18 protein-coding genes and 1 pseudogene are annotated in these 25,195 nt (G+C 41.0%); 9 read left to right on the top strand and 10 right to left on the bottom strand.

Going from position 1 to position 25,195, the window contains the following annotated elements:
* Nucleotides 1–24 precede the first annotated feature (24 nt).
* The 6 genes and pseudogenes from RCC89_14550 to RCC89_14525 form a co-directional block, all read right to left on the bottom strand.
* A complete protein-coding gene (locus tag RCC89_14550; protein ID WMJ74375.1) occupies nt 25–3,321 on the bottom strand; it encodes a type I restriction endonuclease subunit R in 3,297 nt (1,098 codons plus the stop codon).
* A gap of 3 nt (nt 3,322–3,324) precedes the next feature.
* Nucleotides 3,325–4,350, bottom strand: a complete 1,026-nt coding sequence (locus tag RCC89_14545; protein ID WMJ74374.1) for a PDDEXK nuclease domain-containing protein — start codon at nt 4,348–4,350, stop codon at nt 3,325–3,327.
* Between the two features lie 76 nt (nt 4,351–4,426).
* On the bottom strand, nt 4,427–5,773 hold the full coding sequence (locus tag RCC89_14540; protein WMJ74373.1) for a restriction endonuclease subunit S: 1,347 nt from the start codon (nt 5,771–5,773) through the stop codon (nt 4,427–4,429).
* Nucleotides 5,770–7,874: pseudogene (locus RCC89_14535) on the bottom strand (N-6 DNA methylase). The gene RCC89_14540 and the pseudogene RCC89_14535 overlap by 4 nt, the downstream one beginning before the upstream one ends.
* A 155-nt stretch (nt 7,875–8,029) precedes the next feature.
* Nucleotides 8,030–8,203, bottom strand: a complete 174-nt coding sequence (locus RCC89_14530) for a hypothetical protein (GenBank protein ID WMJ74372.1) — start codon at nt 8,201–8,203, stop codon at nt 8,030–8,032.
* 12 nt (nt 8,204–8,215) lie between these two features.
* Nucleotides 8,216–8,800 (bottom strand): DUF6338 family protein, encoded by a 585-nt coding sequence (locus tag RCC89_14525; protein ID WMJ74371.1) that lies wholly within the window; start codon nt 8,798–8,800, stop codon nt 8,216–8,218.
* 270 nt (nt 8,801–9,070) lie between these two features.
* Here RCC89_14525 and RCC89_14520 point away from each other — a divergent pair, with 270 nt between their 5' ends.
* From RCC89_14520 to RCC89_14505, 4 genes are all read left to right on the top strand, one after another.
* Complete coding sequence (locus tag RCC89_14520; protein WMJ74370.1) at nt 9,071–9,712, top strand: hypothetical protein; 642 nt, start codon at nt 9,071–9,073, stop codon at nt 9,710–9,712.
* Complete coding sequence (locus tag RCC89_14515; protein ID WMJ74369.1) at nt 9,693–10,139, top strand: hypothetical protein; 447 nt, start codon at nt 9,693–9,695, stop codon at nt 10,137–10,139. Before RCC89_14520 ends, RCC89_14515 begins: the two co-directional genes overlap by 20 nt.
* A 199-nt stretch (nt 10,140–10,338) precedes the next feature.
* The gene (locus tag RCC89_14510) at nt 10,339–10,674 is read left to right on the top strand and encodes a hypothetical protein (GenBank protein ID WMJ74368.1); all 336 of its coding nucleotides are present in this window, start codon (nt 10,339–10,341) and stop codon (nt 10,672–10,674) included.
* A gap of 36 nt (nt 10,675–10,710) precedes the next feature.
* Nucleotides 10,711–11,172 carry a hypothetical protein gene (locus RCC89_14505; protein ID WMJ74367.1) on the top strand — a complete coding sequence of 154 codons (462 nt, stop codon included), beginning with the start codon at nt 10,711–10,713 and terminating at the stop codon, nt 11,170–11,172.
* A 74-nt stretch (nt 11,173–11,246) separates the two neighbouring features.
* Here the strand turns inward: RCC89_14505 and RCC89_14500 are convergent, their stop codons facing one another.
* The 4 genes from RCC89_14500 to RCC89_14485 form a co-directional block, all read right to left on the bottom strand.
* Nucleotides 11,247–11,426 (bottom strand): hypothetical protein, encoded by a 180-nt coding sequence (locus RCC89_14500; GenBank protein ID WMJ74366.1) that lies wholly within the window; start codon nt 11,424–11,426, stop codon nt 11,247–11,249.
* Nucleotides 11,427–11,445: 19 nt separating this feature from the next.
* A complete protein-coding gene (locus tag RCC89_14495; GenBank protein ID WMJ74365.1) occupies nt 11,446–12,798 on the bottom strand; it encodes a TolC family protein in 1,353 nt (450 codons plus the stop codon).
* A gap of 162 nt (nt 12,799–12,960) precedes the next feature.
* Nucleotides 12,961–13,887: a T9SS type A sorting domain-containing protein gene (locus tag RCC89_14490; GenBank protein ID WMJ74364.1), complete on the bottom strand. Its 927-nt coding sequence runs from the start codon at nt 13,885–13,887 to the stop codon at nt 12,961–12,963.
* A gap of 52 nt (nt 13,888–13,939) precedes the next feature.
* On the bottom strand, nt 13,940–16,129 hold the full coding sequence (locus RCC89_14485) for a YCF48-related protein (GenBank protein ID WMJ74363.1): 2,190 nt from the start codon (nt 16,127–16,129) through the stop codon (nt 13,940–13,942).
* 82 nt (nt 16,130–16,211) lie between these two features.
* Between RCC89_14485 and RCC89_14480 the strand changes: the two genes are divergently transcribed.
* Genes RCC89_14480 through RCC89_14460 form a run of 5 tightly spaced genes read left to right on the top strand, consistent with a single transcriptional unit; the run spans nt 16,212 to nt 25,185 of the window.
* Nucleotides 16,212–18,401, top strand: a complete 2,190-nt coding sequence (locus tag RCC89_14480) for a peptidase domain-containing ABC transporter (protein ID WMJ74362.1) — start codon at nt 16,212–16,214, stop codon at nt 18,399–18,401.
* Nucleotides 18,346–19,704, top strand: a complete 1,359-nt coding sequence (locus RCC89_14475; GenBank protein WMJ74361.1) for an HlyD family efflux transporter periplasmic adaptor subunit — start codon at nt 18,346–18,348, stop codon at nt 19,702–19,704. Before RCC89_14480 ends, RCC89_14475 begins: the two co-directional genes overlap by 56 nt.
* 7 nt (nt 19,705–19,711) lie before the next feature.
* Complete coding sequence (locus tag RCC89_14470) at nt 19,712–22,408, top strand: lantibiotic dehydratase (GenBank protein ID WMJ74360.1); 2,697 nt, start codon at nt 19,712–19,714, stop codon at nt 22,406–22,408.
* A 3-nt stretch (nt 22,409–22,411) separates the two neighbouring features.
* Nucleotides 22,412–23,269 carry a thiopeptide-type bacteriocin biosynthesis protein gene (locus RCC89_14465; GenBank protein ID WMJ74359.1) on the top strand — a complete coding sequence of 286 codons (858 nt, stop codon included), beginning with the start codon at nt 22,412–22,414 and terminating at the stop codon, nt 23,267–23,269.
* Complete coding sequence (locus tag RCC89_14460) at nt 23,266–25,185, top strand: lanthionine synthetase LanC family protein (protein ID WMJ74358.1); 1,920 nt, start codon at nt 23,266–23,268, stop codon at nt 25,183–25,185. Before RCC89_14465 ends, RCC89_14460 begins: the two co-directional genes overlap by 4 nt.
* Nucleotides 25,186–25,195 lie beyond the last annotated feature (10 nt).

Here is a 25,195-nt window from a genome sequence, read left to right as displayed (position 1 = left end):
TTATATTTTCTTAGAATAGTCATTCTACGCCGCTATCCCTCTTCCCATCTGAGCCAGTTCATAGAAGTGCTGGAAAGCAACCCCAACCTTTTCTGAAAATACCATTCTGTCATAAGTGGGCTCAGGTAAATGCTGACCAAGGACTTTTTGTATTTCTCTTCTTACTTTTTCCTGTGTGGCTTTTTCTTTGTGCCATTCCTGAATCAGGATTTTGTTTTTAGCGTCAAAGAGTTTCTGAAGGAGTGTTTTGGCGGCCAGTCTTACACTTTTCTCTTCCCCTTTTGTAAGCTTGTCTTTTTTGAGCAAATCAAACAACTCCAGTTCTGCTTCGGACATGTCATTCTCGGCGGCACGTTTTTCCTCTTTGCTCAGGGCTTCGGTTTGCTTTACCAGTGCTTCATAAGCATCTTCTAAGGCAAGGCTGCCTGAATTATAATCATCTATAACCTTCTGGAAATTGGCTAAAAAACCTCCTCTGGTTTTGTTTTGTGCCATCATCTGGGTGAGTTTTTTCTCCAGAAGTTCCCGAAGGTCGGCAAACTGAATGTTTTTGTGTTTCTTTTCAGGGAATTCAGCCCTTAAGCGCTCAAAGTCCAGTTTGCTCAGATCTATTTGTTTTGAAGCATCTATGACGTACTTTTCATCGCCAGCATCTTCAAGGTCTTTTTTACCCTGAATACTGGTATCAAGAAGAACTTCTATTTTCTTTTTGGCTCGTTCTATGGCCTCGTCCTGGTCTGTGTTCCGGTCTACCACATTTCGCAGGTATTGCAAAACATCCCTGTTTCTTTTTATCTCCGGGTGGTCGTAAATTTCAGGTTTGGCAGAGTCATACAGTGAGGTGATGGTGTTTACGTACAGCCCGAGCTGCTTTTTATATTCATCTTTTTCAAGGATGATGTTGGCGTATTCCTGAAAGCGCTCCACATCTTTAAAGCCCATGTCGCCAAGGTTGAGAATCTCGTCAATGTCTGCCCCGAGGTCTTTACAATAAGCTTTTGCTTCTTTTATGGCCTGTTCCAGTAAAAGCAACAGCTCTTCAAATTCCTTTACCGGAAATTCTTCTTCTCCTTCTTTTTCATCCTTTTTGCCTTTGGAGCCTTCGGCATATACAGAAAGGGCTTTTCGAAGATTTCTGAAAACGCCGAAGTAATCCACCACCAGACCATTCTTTTTGCCTTGCAATACCCTGTTTGCCCGTGCAATGGTCTGCATGAGGGTGTGGTTCTGCAAAGGCTTATCAAGGTATAATGTGGAGACCGATGGGGCATCAAAGCCCGTCATCCACATGGCGGTCACAAAAACAATACGGTAGGTGTTATTGGGGTCTTTGAAATAATCTTCAATATCACGGCCATCTTCATCCGGTGTATTCATGAGCTCCCTGTGTGGACGGATGTTTAAGCCTGCATCGCTGAAAGTTTTTTCTTCATCTTTATCACTGCCTTCCTGACTGATGACTACGGCCATTCTGGTCTCCAGCATGAAATCTATGGCACGTTTATACCGGTCTTTTATTTCGGGGTCTTTCTCTGTAAGGAGTTTAGAGCGCAGGTTTTTAATTTCTTCCTTCAGGTGGTACTGAACCTTTTCATACATTCTCACCGCCGTAAATTTGTCTATGCTGATAACCATAGCTTTCATTGGCTTTCGGTTACCTTCATCATCTCTCACGTCCAGACGGTAGGGGAAGTGCTGCACGATGTGTCTGGCGATTTCTTCCAGACGGTCGTCGCGCCTTACGATGGTCATCAGGGTGGAGTACTCTTTGTCAAGCTTTGTTCTTTGCTCCTCGGATAAATCCTCTTCTTCGAGTATGTCTGCTGCATCGCCTACCAGGTCAGGATTTATCTGTTCCACACGAGGGACGCTCTTTTTATAGTACAGCGGTACGGTGGCTCCATCTTCTATGCTTTGTGCAAAATTATATTCGGAAACATAAGGCCCAAACCAGTCTTTGGTAAGTTCGCTCCGCAGCAGGGGAGTACCCGTAAAGGCAATATACTGTGCATTGGGCAAACCGATACGCATGTTTTCGGCAAGGCCTTTATACTGGGTTCTGTGTGCTTCATCTACAATGACTATCCAGTCTTTGCGGTCGGTAAGTTTGGGAAATGTTTTACCACTTGGAATGCCAAACTTGTGAATGAGTGTAAATACAAATGTACGGTTAGACTGAAGGTATTCTTTCAGTTGCTCCCGTCCGGATGGCCTGAAGTAGTTTTCCTTCTGGTCTGAGGTTTCCGCAATGGTTTCGGTCTGGAGAAAATTTTTGTAAATCTGGCTGTCCAGGTCGCGGCGGTCGGTGAGTATCAGAAATGACCAGTTTCCGGTAACTTTACGGCGGATTTTGCGGGCAAAGAAAATCATGGAATAGGACTTTCCTGAACCTTGCGTATGCCAGAAAACCCCGAGTTTCCCTTTGTTCTTATCTATGTTCTGAAGGGAGGTTATGGCATTGTTTACCCCCAGATACTGATGGTTTTTAGCAATGATTTTTACCTTTTTGTTAGAGTAAAGGACAAAGTTTTCAAAATAATCAATAAGGTTGTCCTTGTTGCAAAGCCCTTCTCCAAAGAGCTTCAGACTAAGGCGTTTTCCTGTTTTCCGGCTTTCTTCTTCTATCTCATCCTTGGTGGGCTGTTCATGAGAAACAGCGGTATCTTTAAGTTTCAGCCAGTTGAAAAAGTGTCCCCAGGGTGCGTTGAAGCTTCCCACTTTTGTTTCTATGCCGTTGGATATGCAGACAAACAAATTGTACCAGAACAGTTGCGGGATATCCTGTTTGTAAACTCTCAGGTTTTTGTCATAGCCAACCCTGACTTTTTCGGTGGCATTTTTCAGCTCTATCATGACCAGCGGCAGGCCGTTGACATAAAGAAGCAGGTCTGGTCTGCGGGTGATGTTTTCTGCTTGCTGATATTCTATGCTGAGCTGGGAAACGACCAGAAACTCGTTCCGGTTTTCAGGGCTGAAATCAATTACCTGCACATAATCATCTTCTTCACGTCCATGGGCATCTTTGTATTTTACCGGAACACCTTTTTTCAGCAAATCATACACCTCCTGGTTGGCTATGACAGGGGTGAGCGTGGCCCTGCTTTTGGTAATTTCACTGATGGCATAATCAATGGTTTCTTCCGGCAGGTGCGTGTTCAGTTTCTGAAGGCTGCTTTTTAACCTGTCTTTTAGTACAACTTCCTTGAGGCTGCTTCTGCCGATAAGTTGTTTTTCCCAGGCATTGATATGGGTATAGCCTAACTGTTCTACAAAAAATCTGATGTCGGCTTCTTCTATATCTGATTCATTCAGGTAGGCCATAGCTTATTGTTCTGTCTTCATTTTGGCAATTTCAATGGCTTTATGCAGCTTTTCGGCGAACCATTCCTTACTGGGAAGTTCTGTCAGGTACTGCGCCACTTTTATATCTTTTTCATCAAGCATTAACAGCTCAATATGCTCCGTATTACCTTCGCTGCAAAGCAACAAGCCTATGGGTTTTTCCTCCCCGGGCTGCATTTCATGTTTTTGCAGCCAGCGAAGGTAAAGCTCCATCTGTGCTTTATGTTCCGGTTTAAATTTACCCAGTTTTAAATCAATGGCTATAAGCCGCCTTAACTTTCTGTGGTAAAAAAGCAGGTCCAGGTGGTAATCAATGGTGTCAATGCTGATACGTTTCTGACGTTCGATAAAGGCAAAACCATTGCCTAATTCAAGAATGAATGCTTCCAAATTGGCGACCAAGGCATTTTCCAAATCCTTTTCAGAATACTGGTGCGGAAGGTTCAGAAAATTTAATATGTAGGTGTTTTTAAAAATAAGGTCCGGGTCAACCTCTGTATTGGAATTCAGCTTTTGGAGCTCTTGTTTTATTTTCTCTTCCGGCCGGGCAGCGATGGCTGTACGTTCAAAAAGCATGGAATCTATTTTGTCCCTCAGTTGCCTTACGCTCCACTTCTCATAAGCGCATAGCTGGATAAAAAAGCTTCGCTTCAGTTCATCTTCTATTCCAGATAGTTCTATGAGGTGGCTCCAGCTTAATTGTTGCGACACTGTCGCAATATTTTCTCTTGTGAACTTATAGGCTACCTTGCTCATTCTGGTCAGGGAAGTGTAGGTAAATCCTTTGCCCACATGCTGTTGCAATTGTTGCGACACTGTCGCAAGAATCTTTTGACCATATTCAGCCCTTTCTCCTGCCAGGATTTCCTGATTGATGTAGGTTCCTATTTCCCAATAAAGGAAAGTAGTCTCAGCATTGACATAAACCGCCGCTTTCTGACGTGCTTTTTCTATAATCCGGCGTATGCCGCTGACAAAAGTTTTACTATGTTGCTCAATATCTTTCATTTAAAAATAAAGTACGATACTTTGAAAAATTTTGCAATTAAAAATGCATAGAATCATAAAAAAAGTACCATTGTTTTTACTTCTCACCATATCCGGAAACTGGTTCAGCGGCCATAGATAGTTTTTCTTCCTCCTCTTTTATCAGGTGCTCCACACTTAGCTTTCCACTGATGAGCCTTGGGAGTAACAAGTCGCGGGTTTGTTGGAGGAGTTCGTTTTTTGCTCCAAGAATATGTAATTCATCAAATAAACAAACCATCACTTCTGTAAATTTTTTCATTATAGGAGTACTTGGCTTTAAGATGTTTAGATTTTTAAAAACACCTCTGGAAATTTCTTTAAACGTTGCTCCGCACGAATAATTCTCCATCAGTATTTTATTGCTTTTTATCCATTCGTAAATATAAGGATATGAAAAATTAGAGTTAGGTATACATGTTATAAAGCCTTGATTAGTGCAGGCTTCAGTTATATTAATTCCTACTGCTCCTATTGTTGCTCTACTAGTCATCATAACTGACTTTTTTGGGAAAATTTTTGCAGAAGATTTGGCTAAGCCTAATTGTGATATCTGTTTGGCTGATTTTTCCAGAAAAATGCTATCGGAGCCTGTAATATCAGTTGGAGAAAACCAGTTAATTTTCCCTTCTTCCCAATACTCGTTTATTTCGGTCTTAGGTGTTCCTCCTCCTTGAATACTAAAAGCATCTCTAACTTTAATGTATTCCCAACCCTCCGGCAAAGCATCTTTTGTTCCATGAGGTACTTCTTTGCCTTCTTCATTATAAAATTTGGTGGATTCATAGCCGGGGAAGCGCATCCGCACAAACCATTCCTTGTATATTTCCTCCGCCATTTCTTCCAGCAGTTTTATGCGCTGCTTGTTGTTTTCTATCAGCTCGTCATAAGCGGAAAGGATAGAGGCGATTTTGGCTTGGATGGGGAGGGGAATATCGGGAATTTCTATTTTAGAAATAATCTCTTGATTTAAAGAGCCCATAGTAGCTCCAAAAGAACCAAGATTTATCATCCACTGCTTGTGGTATTCGGTTCTAAAAAAATAGGAAAGAAACTTAGGGTCATAATCCTTAGTTAGCAACCTAAGCCTTATACAGTCAGAACCCTGTACCCAACCTGCCTCATTTTTGCTAATAAGAGCATGTCTTTCAACAGCTCCTTTTCTACCAAAAACTATATCATTTTCTTTAAGCTGGTGCTGTTTAAGTACATTTGAAAATTCTTCTGTAACAAATTCCAGACCTTCTGAACGAATATCCCCAAAACCAATATTTTTAACATTTATTACTGGTATTCCCGAGTGTACATAATTAGAAGCTTTCAATTGAGTTCCAAAAGGACCGGTTTGAGAGTGAGCCTTCTTTTGGTTTAGTAATTCACCTAATTTGATTTTGTTAAACATCATAATAGAGCTTTAACATTCTGCTGAATAGAAGATTCTAACTGTACTGACTTTTCAGACAATTTATTAAGTAAAGAAAGTTTATCTGAAAGAAGCTGTTTAAAATCAGCCTCTGTTAAATCATCATCTTCTATTACGACCCCAACATACCTTCCTGCATTTAAAGAGTAATCCTGCTCATCTGCATATTCAGTCTTATCCGCTACTTTACACAGTCCGGTAACATCGGTATATTCTGCATCCGGGAAACGGCTTTGCAGCCAGTGCAAATTGTCATGCCAGTAGCTTACCTGTTCTTTGGCGGTTTTCCAGTTTTGCTGTAGTTCGTCCAGAGCTTTGGCCAGAGCATTCAGTTCCAGATCCGTCCAGTTTTTGTCGTTCTTAACTTTCAAAAGTTTGTCTGCCTCAGTCCAGATTTCAGAAACGACATCTTTGTTGGCTTTCAGAATTTCATCCAGTTGTTTCAGGGCATTGGTGTAGGCCTTCAGCTTTTCAGCATAGGCCAGTTGCGCCGTGTTCTCTGCCGGAAGTTCTTTATCCGCCTTAATTTCCTGCAGGGAACATTCTGTCAGCACCAGACTGGCAAGTTTTTGCAATAGTCCGCTTTTTTCCAGTTTTTTCTGGTCTTCGGCTTTACGCTTCTCTTTGCTGTCTGAGGCGTATTTTCTGAGGTTTTCAAGGCTGGTATTCAGCTTTTCCTGAAAAGCACTGAAAGCTGAAGGAACTTCCTTAATGGCTTCATTAGCCTTGTTTATGTAATGGCTCACCAGTTCCAGGTAACGGTGGTTTTCGCCACGGTACAAGCGCACAATGGCTGTCATGTTCTGGATATGTTCTTCCTTCCACTCGCGGTGTGCGCGGTCTATCTGGTGGTAAATGTTCCGCGCATCAATAAACAGTATCTTGTCCTTGCGCTCCGTATGGGCTTTCTGCTTGTCAAAAAACCAGAGGGTGGCAGGCAGGGTTACGGTAAAGAACATGTTGGAGGGCATAGATACCATACAGTCCACAATGCCGCTGTCCACAATCTTTTTACGGATTCATATTCAGAATTTCCGGCATCGGAAGCGGAATTTGGCATAACAAAACCTGCCCGCCCTTTTTCGTTCAGCGAAGTGGCAAACAGCGAAACCCACAGGTAATTGGCATCGGTAATGCTGTCGTCGGTTTTCTTGCCCTTGCTTTTCGGAAGTCCGTACCTGTAAAAGCGCTCGTCATTCTTTACTGTGCTTTCCTTCACAGACTTAACATTGAAGGGCGGATTGGCCATGACATAGTCAAACTGTCCGAGGCTCTCATAAGGGTCTGCCTCATAAGAGTTCACTTCCCTTATCTCTCCGCGAATGTTGTTTACCAGGAGGTTCATTTTAGCAAGACGGGCCGTTTCTCCCATAAACTCCTGTCCGCATACATATATATCGTTCAGGTCATGGCTGGCCTCCTGTATAAACTTGGCACTTTGTACAAACATACCACCCGAACCACAGGCCGGGTCATAGATTTTTCCGGAATAAGGTTCTATGACTTCCACGATAAACCGCACCACTGAAGTAGGGGTGAAGAACTCCCCACCTTTCTGTCCTTCGCTCATGGCAAATTCGCCAAGGAAGTATTCATATATTTTTCCAAACACATCACCGGAGGCATCTGCCGGAATATCTGAAAAGGTTTTCAGTAACTGAGGAAGAATATCGGCCTTCCGCTTTTCTATGTCAAAATATGCCTCTTTGGGCAGTACATCCTTAAATTTCTCGTCCTGGTATTCCTCTATACCCTCCATAGCTTTGCGAAGCGCTTTGGCCATACTCTGGTCATCCGGCAGCGCGAGCAGCTTGTCATAGCGTGCATAGTCAGGCAGGTAAAATCCACACTTTTCCAGTGCCACCGACTCCACCGGCCTTTCCATACGCGTCCCTTTGTCCGCTTCGTACTCCTTCAGGATTTCAGGTTCAAACTGTCTGTATTTATTGTCAGCAAAACGCAGGAAAATAAGCCCCAGCACAGGCACGGCATAGTCAGAAGCCTTGATGCCCCCATAAGCCCTTAAGGCATTGGCAGATGCCCACAAGTCGTTTTCCAGTTTTTTGAGTTGTTCGTTGGTCATGGTATTTCTTAAGCGGATCCTGAAAGTGTAGGTACGAATTTAAGAAGAAAAATGGGGAATTAATGGGAAGGATTAAAAGTAATTGCTGTTTCTAATGAAACTATAGAGTCATTTAGTCCTATAGGTTTTTCTAAAGGACTAAATGAACTTTATTATTATTTATCTTTGTCAGAACCCGGAGGATTGGAAGTGTCAAGCTTATCTTTGGGTTGATAGCCTTCCTGTAATGGCTTCTCACTATACAGCTTTTCATTAACCTGTCCTTTAATTAGGTCTTCTTTAGACTTTTCATGATTAGGATAATTCTTTTCGTTCCTGTACTTGCTCATATTTATATAGTTTTAGTTGAAAAATTCAAATGATGATATTTCATTTCCACATATTATAATGCCTTTGCTCCTAGTTTTTTGTTTTATGAATTTGCCGTCACAATCTACCTCCCAAACTTGTTCTAAATATATTTCTTTGACATGTGGGTATGCTGACGCAAATGAATTGCTACTATAAATTCCTCCAATTCTTTCACCATTTTTTAAATGGACTAATATCCAGCAACTTTCTCTTTTTTCAAAAAAGTAATCCCATGGACTCTTAAAGGGGCTTATAATACGTTTTTTAAAAAAACTAGATCTTGTTAGCCACACATAAAAAATTGTCCATAAAATAGGTGCAATAAGAATAATAAACGACCATAAGATAACAAACCAAAAAAAACTATTCTCATAAAGGTTTTTTTTATACATCAAGAGAATAAGCCAGAATAAAGATGCATAATTTATTGCACTAAATGCCATTGCTTCCCCCAAAGACTCAGAAAAGTTAACTTTGTCTGATGCAATTAATAAATGATATACCTTCATTGATATGAACCCTGGTATAAAAAATAATAAAAAGAGGGCTAATTTATCAAATTCAAAAATATCCATATTAATTATAATAGTATTTTTTTAGGAAACAGAAACATGCAATAGTGGCACATCACTTCGTGCAAGAAAAAATATATTTTTTTAAGTTACTTGTGTTCTCACTATTTATTCCCCCAAAAATAAGAATACGAATTTAAGAGAAAAAAGGAGAAGTTTTGCCTTAAAATATTTTTGATGGAATGTTTTATCGGATATGTATCAACAGATAAGGAGTAATTTTCGTTTTCCAATGGACAGCATTTTCTGTTAATGAAATTTAAAAATTATCTTATGAGAAAGTTATGCGAAATACAAAGTCTGGAGAGACGAAATGACCTGCTGTTTTATCATGTTTTTAGAAATAAAAAAGAAATCGCCGGCTTAAATAATCCTGGCAGAGATGATGAACTTGAAGCATACAAAAAATTAGAAAAGTATCTGAAGGAAATTAACTTCAACCATAATAAAATCAATACTTTAAAACCTGCAAAACATCAAAGGTTTTCATATCAATATATAGAGAATATTTCAAATGAAGTCAAAAGTTGTATTGACATGCCAGAATTAAACTACATTATAGATTCTGTTATATATATTACTTTTTCAGAAGGCTGCGACATAATGCTTTGTACCAGCAAGCCTTCTGAATACAGGCGAGGAAACGGCTATTGCTTCATTTGTCTTGATGCAAGAAAAGAAGAAAAGCTTTGGTTATTATGGGACTTATTACATGAACTTGGCCACCACCTGGATCCGATGAAAATAAGCAAAGAAGAACAAAAGGATGAAGTCAAAGTGTACCGTCGGGAAAATGAAGCATGGAAACTTGCTGACAGAACTTTTCAGCGCTATGGGAGCCTTGCAAAATACAGTGACAGTTATCAAAATTATAAAAAAAAATGCTTATCTAGCTATGATAGAAACCCAGTATAAAATAGCTGATACACTTTTAACATTCCTTCTGGATAAAAACGGAAGGGCTAATATCGATGAGTATTCGGCATATATGGAAAAAGCAGGTTACTCGATACCAGATATAATTTTTCTCCGAGATGCCTTAATATCATCAGGTTTTATAGAATACCGGGGTAGTGATAATTATTTCATAGCACTGACATTAAGAGGTGGAAAAGCTGCCAGATATGGAATAGAAGATTTTCTAGATAAAGAAGAACAAGAAAAGAGGGAAAAACATATAAGTGGAACCAATGTCCATGTTGTTGGGGACAATTACGGTAATTATAGTCAGACTGGAACTACTAAAGAAGCTGGTAAACAAGAGGGACTGTTTATGAAAGTCGCAGTTGGTGTTCTTACAGCTGTATTAGCAGCCTTTATTGCAAAGTATTTAAATTTGTAAATCGTCCTTTGAAATCCTCCTCCTGATAATTACTGCTATTTTCATAGCAGGCACCTATGGAATCCTGCATGACCAGCTGACCTACACCATCTCTCCGGAGTACTATACAAAGTTTAAGTTTTATCAATTTGGTCTTTGGGATATAGGCAATGAAGCCATTCTGCCTGAACCAAGGGTTGCTGTTGCGGCAGTTGGCTTTATGGCCACCTGGTGGATGGGCTTGCCTGTTGGTCTGGTGTTGGCGCTAACTGGTCTTGTTCATAAGAAATCAGGGCAAATGGTTAAAGTCACACTGAAGGCATACCTGGTTGTGATTGCAGTGGCTTTTATAACAGGTCTTGCTGGTTTGGCATATGGAAGTTTTTTTCTGGCGGAAACTGAAGTGAACTGGTGGCTTCCTGAAAACCTTATAGACTATAAAAGCTTTGTCTCTGTTGGTTCCATGCACAACTTTAGTTATTTAGGTGGGGTTTTAGGGTTGCTTGCAGGCATTATCTTTAGCATAAAGAAACGTTCTTTAAGTCCAATGGTTTAAATTTACGATTGGTGTATAGTTATGCTTAAATGAATCATGATGAAGACAGCCCTATGTTTCTTGCTCACTCTCTCAGCTTGCGTAGTCAACGACGCTACAGTTACAGACACCTGCACGTTCAACGATATACGTTTCGAGCTGATAACAAAAAATGACAAAGCTTATCTAGTTACTGAGCAAAACGGCCAACTTTCTTCGGAAGAGCTGAAGCTTGATCCGCCTTGCTATTTTTTGAGAAAAGACAGCAGCGTTCAAAGCTATTCTTACAAAGAACCTGATGCAGAAGTGATCATTATTGTTGGAAACCTGTTGGACGAAGAAAGAAAAGCGTATTTTGGGGCAGATCAAAGCATGGTTTGTGGAGAAAAAGCGCTGGGAGTTCTTATCATGGATGGTTTAGCAACCTTAAGCAATAATTCACTATCAGGCGGCATTGTCTGCAAAGACTATGGTCTGGATGAGAAAGATTTCAGGTCTTTTTTGCCGGAGGAGCGGTGACATTATCCGTCTGAATCAGGATTTCCGGAATTTTAGAATTTTCAGAATTAAAAAGGAGGAGCTTATCAGTGCCTTTAGGCTTTAAAAGCATTCTTTCGGCTCTCTCTACCAAAAAAATTCTGTTCATTCCCTAATTCCGAGAATTCTGCTTCAGACAATAAGCAATTCTGCTCATTCTCTAATCCTGCGAATTCTGCTTCTGACAATAAAAAATTCTGTTCATTCTCTAATTCTGCGAATTCTGCTTCAGACATTAAAATTTCTAGATTCAGTTCATAGTCCCAATTTGCCTGACTGATAATATTCTAGGGTTTTTAACTGGAAAAGCAGGCTATACCTACTTTTTACCAGCTCAAAAGTGACATTTCTGAAGTTGTTATTGGCCTGGTAAAAATCAGCAGAGCTGACATAGCCATTTTCATGCTTTTCCCTTGCTACCCTTAAGGCTTCTTTCAGGGCTTCGTACTGCTCAGTTGCATTTTGCAGGTTTTTATAAGATGTTCTGCATTCTGCATATAGCTGTTCCAACATAGTCTTTAGGTTAGCCGCTTGGAGTTCAGCATTTACTCTGGCACGTTTTTCTTCAATTTTAGCTGATTTTACCGCATATAGGTTCATGCCGTTCTGAAGGATCGGGATGGTCAGGTTCAGGCTTATCATTTGGCTGAAGTTGTCATTTAGCTGCCTCAGAAATGGGTACCGGAGGGGCACCTGCTCTCTTCTCTGCACATTGGCAGAAATGGTTTGCGAAGGGTCGCCTGATAAATAGCCTATAGTTTCTTGCTGGTAAAACGTATTGTATGCGAATAGACGCCTGGCACTGGAGTAACCTGTAAAAGCAACAGTATTTAAAGACAGGGAGGGGAGCATCATTCCTCTGGCCATTTTGAGGTTAAGCGCAGACTTTTCTTTCAAGAGTTTGCTGACTTTTAAGTCAGGCTGAGTTGTCAATGCTTCATCAATCAACTTTGTTTCTGCCAGCAAAACCAAGTTTTCAGTATCAATTGGTATGTCAGCGAGTTCTGGCATTTCTTCCTGCGGAAGGTTAAGGAGGCGTTTGAGGTTGAGCAAAGCACTGTTAAGCTGGTTCTCGGCCTGGGATATGTTGAGTTCATCTGCCGCTTCTGTAGCATAAAGCTCTTTTAGTCTGGCAGCCAAAATATACCCAGACTGCAGAAGTGCCTCATTTATTTTGGTGGTTTTAATGTTTTGTTCCTTCTGGTGCCTATAGGTTTCTATAAGTTCACGGTAAAGTAAAGCTGAAAAATAGTTTTCCATTACCTCCAATACCAGGGTTCTTTCTGCTAGTTTTTTTTCTTCTTCCCTTATTTTATAAGATATACGGCCAGACTTGACCTGATTGGTTCTGCGTCTTCCTTCGTATAGTACTAGCGAGCCGGAAAGTGACATATTATTGGTAAAAATGCGCTGTTCTATGAACTGGTTGGTAAAAGGGTCGATGGAACGGCCAAAATTTACACCCTGGCCTATATTGCCGGTAAGCATGGGCGATCTTTGTCTTTTGTACAAGTGGAGGTCTTCTCCCGCTTGTTCTATATCCAGTGCGGCCAGTTCAATGTTTAGGTTATGGGTTAAGGCGTATGAAATACATTCCTCAAGTGTCATTTTTTTCTGACCTGTGGCTGCCTGAGAAGTTAACAAAAGCAATAAGAGCAAAAGAAGCCCGGTACCGCTCATTGGGCGGATTGTCCGGGGAAAAATCTTCTTTTTATATAGTAAACTAAAGCAAAAAATATCAGACATTCCGGTTCAGAGTTTGTATCCGGTTTACTGTTTTACAATTCTTTGAGAAAGTACTGTGGTTTTATATTCAACCAAGCAGACATAGACACCTGCTGTTAATTCATCCAATAGCACTGGGTAATTTTGGACTTCTGGCAGTCCCTGTAGTTCTGTTCTGTAAACTATTTGGCCTTCTGTATTGTAAAAATAAACTTTTACCTGGTCTGGTTCCGGTACAGATAAGCTCAGGTTAAAGGTATTGTCGGTCATAGGGTTGGGATAACCGGCGTAAAGCTTGAACCCTCTGTCTTCGACGTAAGCGTTGGCAGAAGTTACGTCAAACTCCACAATGGGATAGATAGCCAAATGTACTAAAACCGGGGTGGCGTTTTGGGTATAAATATCACGCCAGTCCGTAATGGCATGATTATGAAACTGGATAGCATTTCGTCCCCAATGATCATCTGGTGCCCTACTGCCATCTTCAGAACAAAGTATAGCCAATGTATCACCTTCATACCCTCCGTGGGCGTAGTCGTATAAATTAAAAGATACAAAAAAAGAATCTGCAACAGAAACAGCACTATTGAAATTGGTGATCATAGGTGTGCCGCTAAGGTCAATGTTTTCGTAAAAAACCTGCCTTCCGGTCAGTTTCCTTCCAGGAAGTCGAGAGTCAGCAACATCAAAAACACTATATTCGGCTATGTTTTTAGCGTTAGTATATACCCCGGCATGTCTTGATACTATACCTGTAACGTTTGCTTTTCCGTTGATGTAGTACTTCTCGGCAAACTGTTGTCTGTAACGACTGTTATGTCCAAAATAGTACCCCCAGCGGTTTGCTTCAAGGTATTGTGGAGCATATAATGTTGCATCTGAGTTGTGATTGCTTAATGTGTCTATTGTTTGTGCTAAGGTAGTGCTGCACAGACAGGAAATAATGGAGAGTATCAGTAGTATTCTTTTCATATAGATAAATAATAAGCTGCCGGCAATAAACCGGCAGCTATGTATTGAGAACTTACTTTACTATAAACCTACCCGTTTGAGTGTCTTGGCCTGTTCTGATATTATAAAGATATATGCCTGGCTTAAGCTTTCCGTTTAAATTCCAAGTGACCAAGTTTTGGTTGTTTTTTGTTTCCCCTTGGTATGCCACCTCAACTTTTTTGCCTGAAGCTTCAAATATCTCAATTGTCACTTGTTGACCAGGTTGCCCTTCAAAAGAAAATGTCAAATATTCTTCAGCCGGTATTGGATATACATTAATTTTTTGCTCTTCAGCCTCCTGTAGTACTGACAAAGTACCATTATCCTGAGAAGTGGTTTTATATTGTAAAATAGAACCAAAGCCCGCCGGTGGCATTGTTCTATATGGGTTTGCTCCGCTTCCTGCACCTACTGCCCACCCTTGGGATTTGTCTTTAAAGTATAGAGCTGTTATGGCGTTGGAGGTTAATTTTTCGTCATCTTCCCAAGTTCTACCGCCATCGGTAGTTTTTAGAAGTGTACCACCAATGCCTGAAATCCATCCGTGGCTTTCATCTGCAAAATATACCGAACGAAGGTCTTGTTCTGTGCCGGACGTTACCGTTCCCCAAGTCTCTCCACCATCTTCAGTTCGAAGGATCATACCATTGGAACCTGTAATGATACCATTGTCATCGTCCATGAAATACATGCTAAACAAGTCATTGATGACGCCTGCATCCAAAATATCCCAATCTTGCCCATCTTTAGTAGCCATAAGTACTCCCATTTCGCCAGCGGCAAATCCATGATGCCCATTGAGGAAATGAATGCTATGGAAATTTCTTTTTTCTTGATCTATTAACTTTAAGTTCCAGTTTTTGAAATTGTCATGTGTATATAAAATGCGTCCACTGTCAGCAGCAATAAAACCATGATGGCCATCTTTAATACACACTGCGTTCAGGTTAAAATCGATTTCCGTATCTATACCTTCCCAATCTTTGTTTTTCTCTTTGATCACAATTGTTCCATTCCGGCCTACGGCTACTGCGATTTCTTGGTCAGGAAATGATACATCCATCAGGTGGTTTTCTGTTAGGTCTTTTGCCACTCTTTGCCACTCTTTGCCATGGTCATTAGAATGGTAGATATGTCCTCTTCGGCCTACTGCAACCATTTCATCTTGGTGGCCGTCAATAGAGAGCAGTTCTCCTGGAATATGGCCTGAAGAAATTCTTTCAAAATTATTATTAGAGGCGGTACCTTTAAATATGGCAGAGTTTGAAGGGCCGACTAGCCAAATATTGCCTTCAGCTCCTCTCAATGCCCCGCCGGATGTACTGGACCCCTCCACAGAAAGTGCTTCCCAGTTGTCCCCTCCATCTGCTGTTACATATATATCATCAGCGACCACATATCCATTATCTGCATCAGTAAAATATAGACTTTGGACAAACGCTGGCTTGGTAGCTATTTCCTCCCAAGAGACACCACCGTCAGTGGTTTTCATGATATTTCCGGTGAATTCTCCGTTAAAACCTGTGGCAAAACCAGTATTCTCAGATACAAAATGAATATCATAAACGTGTCTTGTGTCGGTTATGGTCGATAAAGAGTCCCAAGTTGTGCCACCATCAGTAGTTTTAAAAATAGAAGGCGTCAGCCCTACGGGCTCTTGTGCAAAAACATAACCAGTGTTGTTGTCAATGAAAGAGAATTTACGGAACGTAACCCCTGGACTTTTGTGAAGCTCTGTCCAGTTATCACCACCGTCTTCTGTTTTAAAGAGATATTTCTCACCGCCTACACCTGAACTGAGGAACCCTGTGTTCTTATCTATAAAATATAATCCATTGTGCACACCGGTAAAGTCACTAATTCCATCATTGATCAATGACCAGCTTTGACCACCGTCTTTTGTTCTTAGTACATAGCCTCCGGTTCCTGCTACATAGCCTGTGTCGGGGTTAACAAAATGAATTGAATATAAAGTAGAAGGTGCTCCTGTATTTAATATCTCCCAGCTATCACCCGCGTCGGAAGTTTTTAACACTACCCCGTTGGCTCCGCATACATAAACAAGGTTTTCGTTAATGGCATGTGTATTGAACAAAGAGTTCCCTTGGGGAAGTGGCTTTACCCATTTCCAGTCATCCTGTGCATTTGCTTTATTCAGGCCTATGGCCAGAAAGCACAGAATTAATAAATAACATCCGCGCAAACGATGTAAGTTTTTCATCAATAAAAATTATTTTTTTGTTGAACATGTGGCAAAAGTAAATTAATGTTTTAATATTTGCAACATTGTTGCAAATATTAAAATGATGGTATTTAAGGAATTTCCTTTCTATAGGCAGCTTGAAGCTGTTGACTGCGGGCCCACCTGCTTAAAAATGATCTCAAAATTTCATGGCAGAAATTTTAGGGTTCAGGCATTGCGGGAAAAGTGCCACATCAACAGGGAAGGGGTGTCGCTGCTGGGTATAAGTGATGCAGCCGAATCTGTGGGATTTAAAACCCTTGCAGCAAGAATACCATTTGACAAACTTAAAGAGGAGGCGCCTTTTCCCCTTATTGCGCACTGGAAACAGGAACACTTTGTGGTAGTGTATAAATGTGCCAAGGGGAAAGTATATGTTGCAGATCCGGCCTATGGCTTAGTAAAGTTTTCAGAAAAAGAATTTGTAAATGCATGGACTGGAGGGCACACCAGTGAAGGTGTAGTTCTGCTTCTGGAACCTACCCCTGAGTTTTTTAATGCAGAGGATGAGCAGAAAAGCAAAACCGGTTTCCGGTATGTGTTCTCTTACTTCCTGACTTATAAAAAGTACCTCTTTCAACTGCTGCTTGGGCTTTTTACAGGTAGCATAATTCAGCTCATTTTTCCTTTCTTGACACAGGTAATGGTTGATTCCGGTATAGTCAATCAGGACATTAATTTCATATATCTGATACTTTCAGGTCAGCTGATGTTATATTTCAGTAAAGCGGCAGTTGAATATTTCAGGCGATGGATACTCTTGCATATCAGTGCCCGTATCAACATCACGATTATTTCCGATTTTCTTCTGAAGCTTACAAGGTTGCCTGTTTCCTGGTTTGACAGCAAGATGACCGGAGACCTGCTACAGCGGATAGGAGATCATAAGCGAATAGAAAGTTTCCTTACTTCTTCAACCCTTAATGTTGTTTTTTCGGGCATCAACATCCTAGTGTTCGGGCTGGTACTGGCTTTTTATCACCTGCCTGTTTTTTTGCTCTTTTTAGGCGGAAGCCTCTTGTATGCGCTGTGGATATTTATTTTTCTGAAGCAGCGCCGAGTATTGGACAACAAGCGTTTCAGTCAGCTTTCTTCCGGTCAGTCAAACCTGATCCAGTTTATTACCGGAATGCAGGAAATTAAACTTAACAACTGTGAAAAGAAGAAAAGATGGGAGTGGGAATATATCCAGGCACGCTTGTTTAGGCTTAATATTAAAAGCATGGCACTGGAACAGCATCAGGAAATCGGCTCTGTTTTTATCAATGAAATAAAAAACATACTGATCACCTTCCTTACAGCTAAAGCAGTAATAGACGGACAAATATCTCTAGGGGCTATGCTCGCTGTTCAGTACATCATAGGGCAGTTAAATTCTCCGGTAAACCAGATGATTGATTTCATTCGCTCTGCACAGGATGCTAAGCTCAGTCTTCTCAGGCTGGGGGAGGTTCATGACCGGGAGGATGAAGATGCAAAAGGACTGGAATATGTGACCCGGCTGCCAGCAGACAAAAGCCTAACGGTTTCTGGATTAACTTTCCGTTACGGAGGGCCTCATTCCGAAGCTGTATTGAAAGACATAAACCTGGAAATTCCTGAAGGAAAAATTACGGCCATCGTAGGGACCAGCGGAAGCGGAAAGACCACGCTCCTGAAGTTGCTCCTGAAATTCTATAAGCTTTCTCCGGGTACTGTCCGTGCAGGAAATATTGACCTGAACAACTTTAGTAGCAGGTTCTGGCGGTCACAGTGTGGAGTCGTTATGCAGGATGGTTTTATTTTTTCAGATACTATTGCTGCTAATATTGCCCCCGGTGACGAGATACCGGACAGGGAAAAGTTGTTCCATGCAGTTACTGTGGCAAATATCAGGGGCTTTGTTGAGTCATTGCCCTTGGGGTACAATACCAAGATCGGGGCAGAGGGAACCGGGCTGAGCCAGGGCCAAAAACAAAGAATCCTAATTGCCCGGGCGGTATATAAGGATCCTGCCTATATTTTTCTTGATGAAGCTACGAATGCGCTGGATGCCAATAATGAAAAAATTATTATGAACAACCTTGAGGAATTTTTTAAAGGGCGGACTGTCATTGTGGTGGCGCACAGGTTAAGTACTGTCCGTAATGCCCATCAGGTAATTACTCTTGACAAGGGCAAGCTTATTGAATGCGGAAGCCATCAGGAGCTGATCGATGGTAAAGGGGCTTATTACCACCTCGTTAAAAATCAGTTGGAGCTTGGAAATTAGTGAACCTATGGAGCAAACTGAAGAACAAATAGCGCTAAGGAGCGAAGAGGTGCAGGAGATTTTATCGGCTATGCCTTCCTGGCTGATCCGGTGGGGTATAAGTCTTATAGCGGGAGTCGTTTCTGTACTATTGCTGTTAAGTTACCTGATAAAATACCCTGACATTGTGCCTGCACGGGTGAAAATCACAACTTATAACCCACCGGCTGAGATTATTTCAAGAACTGCCGGGAGACTCCATTTGCTGGTAAATGATAATCAACCTGTAGAAACCGGCGACTATATGGGGGTAATCGTTAACCCTGTTGATCATAAAGTGGTACTGGAGGTTAAGGAGCATTTAACGCTGCTCAATAAGTTTCTTATCACTGATGACCTTATTATACCCGAAGTGCCCCTGCCTGAGCATGCTAACCTAGCCGAAATGCAGCCGGATTATATTAGCCTTTTAAAAAGTGTCAGGGAGTACCGGCAGTTTCTGCAAATGAACTTGAGGGAGGAGAAAGTAAAGCACCTGCACCTGAGGGTGCAAAAATATCTGGAGCTGAGGAAACAGCTGGAGCAGGAACTCAAACTTGCTTCCAGAGAGCTAGAAATTAGCTTGGCCAGGTTCAGGACAGACTCTTCACTTTTTCTAAAAGGTGCCATTACAGGAATAGAAAAGAATGAGTCCGAATATACCTCTATTAAAAATGCAAGAAACGTTGAAAATATCCAGTCTTCCATTCTTGAAAATGAAGTCAGGATTGCTGAACTCAATGCGCAGATTACCGATCTCATGCTGGAAAACAAAGAAACAGCCTACAGTTTAAAAAACAGTATAGAACAGGCATATAAAAATCTGTCAGGTAAAATAAGCCTCTGGGAGCAGAATTATGTGCTGAAGTCTCCTGTGGCCGGCAGGGTATCTTTCTTTTCTTTCTGGAGCAATAACCAATATGTAAACGAAGGGGGAGAGGTAATGGTGGTTGTTCCTGCACAGTCAGAAATTTTTGGAAATGCTTTAATGCCTGTACAGGGTTCCGGTAAAGTCAGAACCGGGCAGAAGGTAAACATAAAGCTAGACGGCTTTCCGTACCAGCAGTTCGGAATCCTTAAAGGAGAGGTGGCTGCCATATCACTTGTCCCCCGAAATGGCAACTACTTTATTAAAGTAAAACTTACCGAAGGACTTATCACCAGCTATCATAAGGAAATAGAATTTCAGCAGGATATGACAGGGGTGGCTGAAATTATTACCGACGATAGAAGGATTATTGAACGCTTTTTTTCCCGGTTTAGATCATTATTTAACAATCAGTAATAAAAATATGGATATTTTCCCCTATGCTCTTGTAAGACAGGCCACCGGAAGGCTCGAGAACTTAGTAGGGCTGCAATTGCCTGATGTATTTCTGAAAACAGTAAATGACCTTTTGCGAACGGAAGATATATTAGCCGCTGAGAGAACGGAAATTTCTGATGCTGTTTTCCCTTTGGTAAAAAAAGCGTCTAATCCTGAGCTTCAGAAAGCTTTAATAAACCTGAAAAGAGATGTTTTTAACAGCAGGTTTCACAAGCTTGGCAAGGACTTGCTGAAGATCAGAACTTTTTACCCAGACTTATATGAAAAGGTGCAAAATCTTGCAGAAAAGCATGCTGCATATGAAAAGGCCAGAAGTAAAGCCTGCAGTGAATTCTGTTTGCATTCAGGAGACATACGTGGGCACTTTAAAGGACTTGTAGACGATGAGCTTTTTAAAAAGGGCTTGGTGCTTAGCAGTAGTTCCTTGTCTCAGCAGTTGAAAGATTACCGGTTAGGCCAGCCTGACAGAATGAAGAAAAAGGACTACCAGACAGAACGGGGTTTACTGCGCTATTACATACGGATGCATACTAAAACCTCCCCCTTCAGTATTTACACAGCACTTGCTCCTGTAAAAATGCAGGAAAGAAAAAATGGAGAGAAACCCCTGCAGATGAAAGTTAAAGGTGGGGACAGAATTACAAGTCATGTCCGGCTTAACAATCAAATTTTTAAGTATATCAGAGATTTGCTTTCCTTTTACCCAGCTTTTTACCGTCACTTGAAGGTTCAGCTAAATAGCTGCCTTACTGTAAATGAGGGAAAAATGAGGTTTCTCTGTAACATGGAAAATATAGATGTTTTTCAGGAAGTAGAGATGAACAAGGTTCTTGAAATGCTTTTAGGGCTTTTAAGAAAAAAAGAGTACACCTTTTCTGAACTAACGAAACAGCTGAGCAGCAAAATTGAATGTGAGGTATCTGAACTGGAAGAGTACCTTTTGAACCTTCGTAAATATGGTCTCTGGGATTTTGAATTTGGAGTGTCAGGAACTGACCCTGAATGGGAGCTAAAGTTAAGGAGTATATTGTCGCGCCTTGAATTTTCTTCTCTGCCTGCTGTTTCAGGTCTGGCCCATGCACTTGATCAATTGTCTTTTATGGGGCGATGCTTTATAAAGGAAAACAGTGGAGGTAGAAGCAGGATACTTTCTGAATCATTCGCCCTTCTAAAAAAGGCATGTTTTGATGTACATACTGTAGCCGGCTTGCCGGAAGAAGAGCGGCTTTCATTTGAAAATGGAAAACTGTTCTATGAGAAGTATCTTAAAAATAAACTTCCCGAATATGATGCCGGCTCTTTTTTCCATAAGCCACATACTTTTTTTTATCTGAAAGAGGAAAATGTTTTTTATGAGGATGCTACAGTCAATTTGGCAGAGGCTGATTGTTATGCCAATGATCTGATCCGAAAGCTTGACCAGCTTTTTTCTTTAATACGTTTCACTGATCCTTCTTTTGAAGAAAAAGCCAAAATGAAAGCCATTTTCAATAAATACTATGACAAGGAGCTTGAAATTCCCCTTACTGATTTTTACGAAAGCTACAGACGCTATAAAAAAGAGGTGGTGATGCAGGAAGTGGAGGAAAAGGAGGAGTGTGAAGAAGTTTTGAGCATAAGAAAAACAAGAAAGGCATGTTTGTCTGAGCTGAAGGAGCGTCTTTCTGAGATCGCAACCGGTGATCATGACCAGGTAAATATTGCAGGTACTACTTGTTCATTATCAAGCCCTGAGCCTGGTTCATATGGAGCTTTTTTACAGTTTTTTGAAGATTCGGGACGCTTTAAAACTATTTTGAATGCCGGTTTTACTGGTTTTGGGAGAATGGCCGGAAGATTTTTGCATTGCCTGCCAAAGGAGTTCCACAACAATGTCTTGCATCATAACAATAAGTTTTCAGGGAAGAAAATCCTCTCCGAAAACAATGATGCCTCTGTTTTCAATGCCAACATGCATCCTCCTATGCTCCCTTATAAAATTTCTATGCCGGGGGCAGTGAAGGACAGGGAAAACTATGAATTTTTGGAGGTTGAGGATATTGTGGTAAAAACAAACCCACGGAGAAACGATCTCATGCTATGGCATAAGCCTTCAGGAAAGCAGGTAGAGGTTTTTGATCTAGACTTTCAGTCTGCCAGGGGAAGGTCTGGATTGTACAACATGCTTTCTTTTTTCAATTTTTCACCCCTGGTGTATATTCAGCCGGTTATTGACCTTCTGGAAGAAAAATACGCAAGACAGTCCGGCAATATCACCGTTGTTCCGCGGCTTGTTTATGATGAGGATATTGTTCTGCAGAGAAAACGATGGTACATACCTTTTGAAGAGCTTCCTCAGGCTCATGTCTCAGATCCATTTGAGACCTGGATGGAGATACTCCGCTGGAAAAGTTCGCTTGAGCTGCCCGATGAAGTATTTATACGATTAAAACCTTTGAAGGAAAGGGTTCCGAAAGGTAAAAAGCCTCGTTTGGATGACTATAAGCCCTTTTACTTTGATTTTAGAAATCCATTGTTAACAGGCCTTCTTGAAAGGGTGCTTTCCAGGCAGTTTAAAGCGCTTATAGTGGAAGAAATGCTTCCTGCAAGCCATCAGGTGCAGGAAATAGAAGATGGTAAGCATGTATCAGAGCTGCTGGTTCAGTGGTATAACTATAATTAAATAATGATGGAAAAGTATCTTTCTCTCCATTTATTCTGCCCTTCCGAATACCAAAACCAGTTGCTAAAGGAATATACGCTCCCTTTCGTTAGGAATATGGAACAAGAAGCATTTTGCAGCTCATGGTTTTTTATACGGTATCATGAGGGCGGGGCACACATCCGTCTCAGGTTACTCTCTTTTGCTGAACTGCACCCAAAAATTATTTCAGAAGCCTGTAAGCGCTTTTCAAAAACTGATTTCCCTGTTGATGTCCGGGAGCAGGAGTATGTTCCGGAAATTTTCAGGTATGGAGGGGGTGAACCATTGGCCCTTGCCGAGCAGCAATTCAACTTATCTTCTGCCACAGCACTTCAGCTTATTTCATCTCAGGAAAATTGGAAATACGGACATGCACTTGAAGCTGCTATCCCTGTACAACTGAGCTTTGCGTTTGCTTTGGGAGCAGACCTGAAAAGTACTGCAGAATTTTTTAGGAAGTGCTATTTGTCTCTTAATGCATTCCTGCCCGCAGAAGCAGCTCAGATCGATGTGAAATTTACGTTTGAAAAAGCCTTTGCCGACCAGAAGAGTCACTTGGTACCTTATGTGTCTGCCTTATGGCAGGCCATGGTTGATAAAGAAACAGATGAAGAGTGGATGCAGTACTGGATAGATGAAAATAAACAAATCTTTTGTTTTTATGATGACTTGTTGAAAAAAGGTGCTTTTTACGGGCAAAGCGGGAAATCTGGTTCAAGGGAAGATTTGTGGCTCACATATTTCAGCTTAATACATATGTCAAACAACAGATTGGGTGTCGTAAACAGGGATGAGGCCTGGATAGCATATGCCCTTTGGAAATCATTATCAGAACTATGACTCAAGAAGAATTAACAATAGCAAAAGGTGTTGCAGATATTGGTTATGAACATGCGTATTTCATTCTGGGTGATGATAACCCGGGGTTCTGGGAAACTGTGATTTTTTCAGGGGGGTATAAGCGTGAATTTGAGGAAAGCATTTATAACGGGAATGCGGGCATTTTGCTTTTCTATCTGGAACTTTATAATTTAAATCCTGACCCTGTTTTTCTTAGGGTAATCCGTAAATCAGCGTCTTTCCTGCTTGCACATGTCAGAAAGAATTCGCCTGCTTCTTTTTCTTTTTATACCGGACGGACGGGTGTGCTGTATGTTTTGCTCAAAGCTTCTGCCTATGTAACATTGCCCGGTCTGCGGAAGACAGTAGCAGCACAGCTGAAATTTGTTCAAAGTGCAGATGTTCAAAAAAATGACCTTCTGCTTGGCAAAGCTGGCGTCATTCTCGGGCTGTTGAAGGTATATGAGTTAATGCCCCGTAATTATATCATTGAGATAATCAACAAACAAGTCATAGATCTGCTAAGGGAAACCAAGTGGGGACGGAAAGGCATTTATTGGGATCGTTTCCCAATGAATATCCGGGGACTGTGCGGGTTTTCGCATGGGGTAAGCGGTATTTCCTATGTACTTTTTATGTTAGCCCGATTAACAGGAAATAGCGCTTTTGTTGCACTGGCTGAAGAAGGTTTTGAATATGAAAACTCGTTCTTCGATCAGGAAAGGTGCAACTGGCCGGATTTCAGAAAAGGTATCAATGAGCAGAACTATGAGCAGTTTAAAACAGCTTTTTTGAATAAAGAAACCAAGATTTTTACTACGCCTTCATTTATGAATGCCTGGTGCCATGGGGCTGCCGGTATCGGAATGAGCAGGATTTATGCGTCAAAGCTTTACGGTACGTATAACAAAGACCTGCAGTCCTGCCTGAAGACATCAGAAATTGACCCGGATAGTTATTCTTTTCATAATAAGTCATTTACTTTATGCCATGGGGAATGCGGAAATGCCTTACTTTTTCTTGAGTACCATAAGGCCTTTGGCAACAAAGCATATCTAGGTTATGCTAGAAAAATTGCTTTGAAGGCAATTCAGGAGAAGAAAGAAAACGGCATATATCTTGGTGGGTACCCCGGAGGCAATGAAAAGGAATCTCCTTCCTTGTTTTTAGGTGCTGCCGGAATTGGGTATTATTTTCTGCAATGCCTTAATCCGGGAGAAGTTCCTTCTTTGATGAAGCCCGATGCAGATATACCTAGGTTTAGTAGCAATAATACTAATAAAAAGCTTCAGAAAATCCTTCCTATAGAGGCTTTGCGCAACAGGTATCCTGCCACTTTTAAAGTTTTAAAAAACGACGACATTTTTTCGCTTCAGAAATATTTAGGAAATAACCATTACAAAAATTTCCCTGATTCCTTTAAAATTTGGTTTGACAAGATAAGCAATCATAAGTTATTGAATGCAAAGAAAAAAGATGATTTAATCCACGCCATGGATTGTGATAGGATTTCAGACTGCTGGTATCTGATTAAGGAGGATGTAGAGCAGAAAATAGCTAAAACCTGTTTGAAGCCTGAAAGCCTCCTGCACAAACAGCTTATTCTTAACGGAGGTAATGAACTGGTCGATCAGGACTATGACCCTGTTACTAAAATGCCCAATTGTTTGGCTGAAAACACTTTTCTTCTTTTGCGCAAGACTTGTGAAGGTATAAAAGAACTACAAGTAAATGTCGTACAGGCTATAGTCATGCTGCTTTTTATCGAAGCAAAAAAGCCAAGTAATATTTTAGAAAATGTGGTTACGGAAATGGCTGAAAGTTTCGGAGAAAGTCGTGGTACGGTGCAGGGGCTTATACACGAGATACTTCATGATATGTATTTGTCAACCATTCTTATAGATTTTGAAAATTAATTTCATATTA

Source organism: Cytophagaceae bacterium ABcell3 (assembly GCA_030913385.1).
Classification (GTDB): domain Bacteria; phylum Bacteroidota; class Bacteroidia; order Cytophagales; family Cytophagaceae; genus ABcell3.
This window is presented reverse-complemented; position numbering and strand designations above follow the sequence as displayed.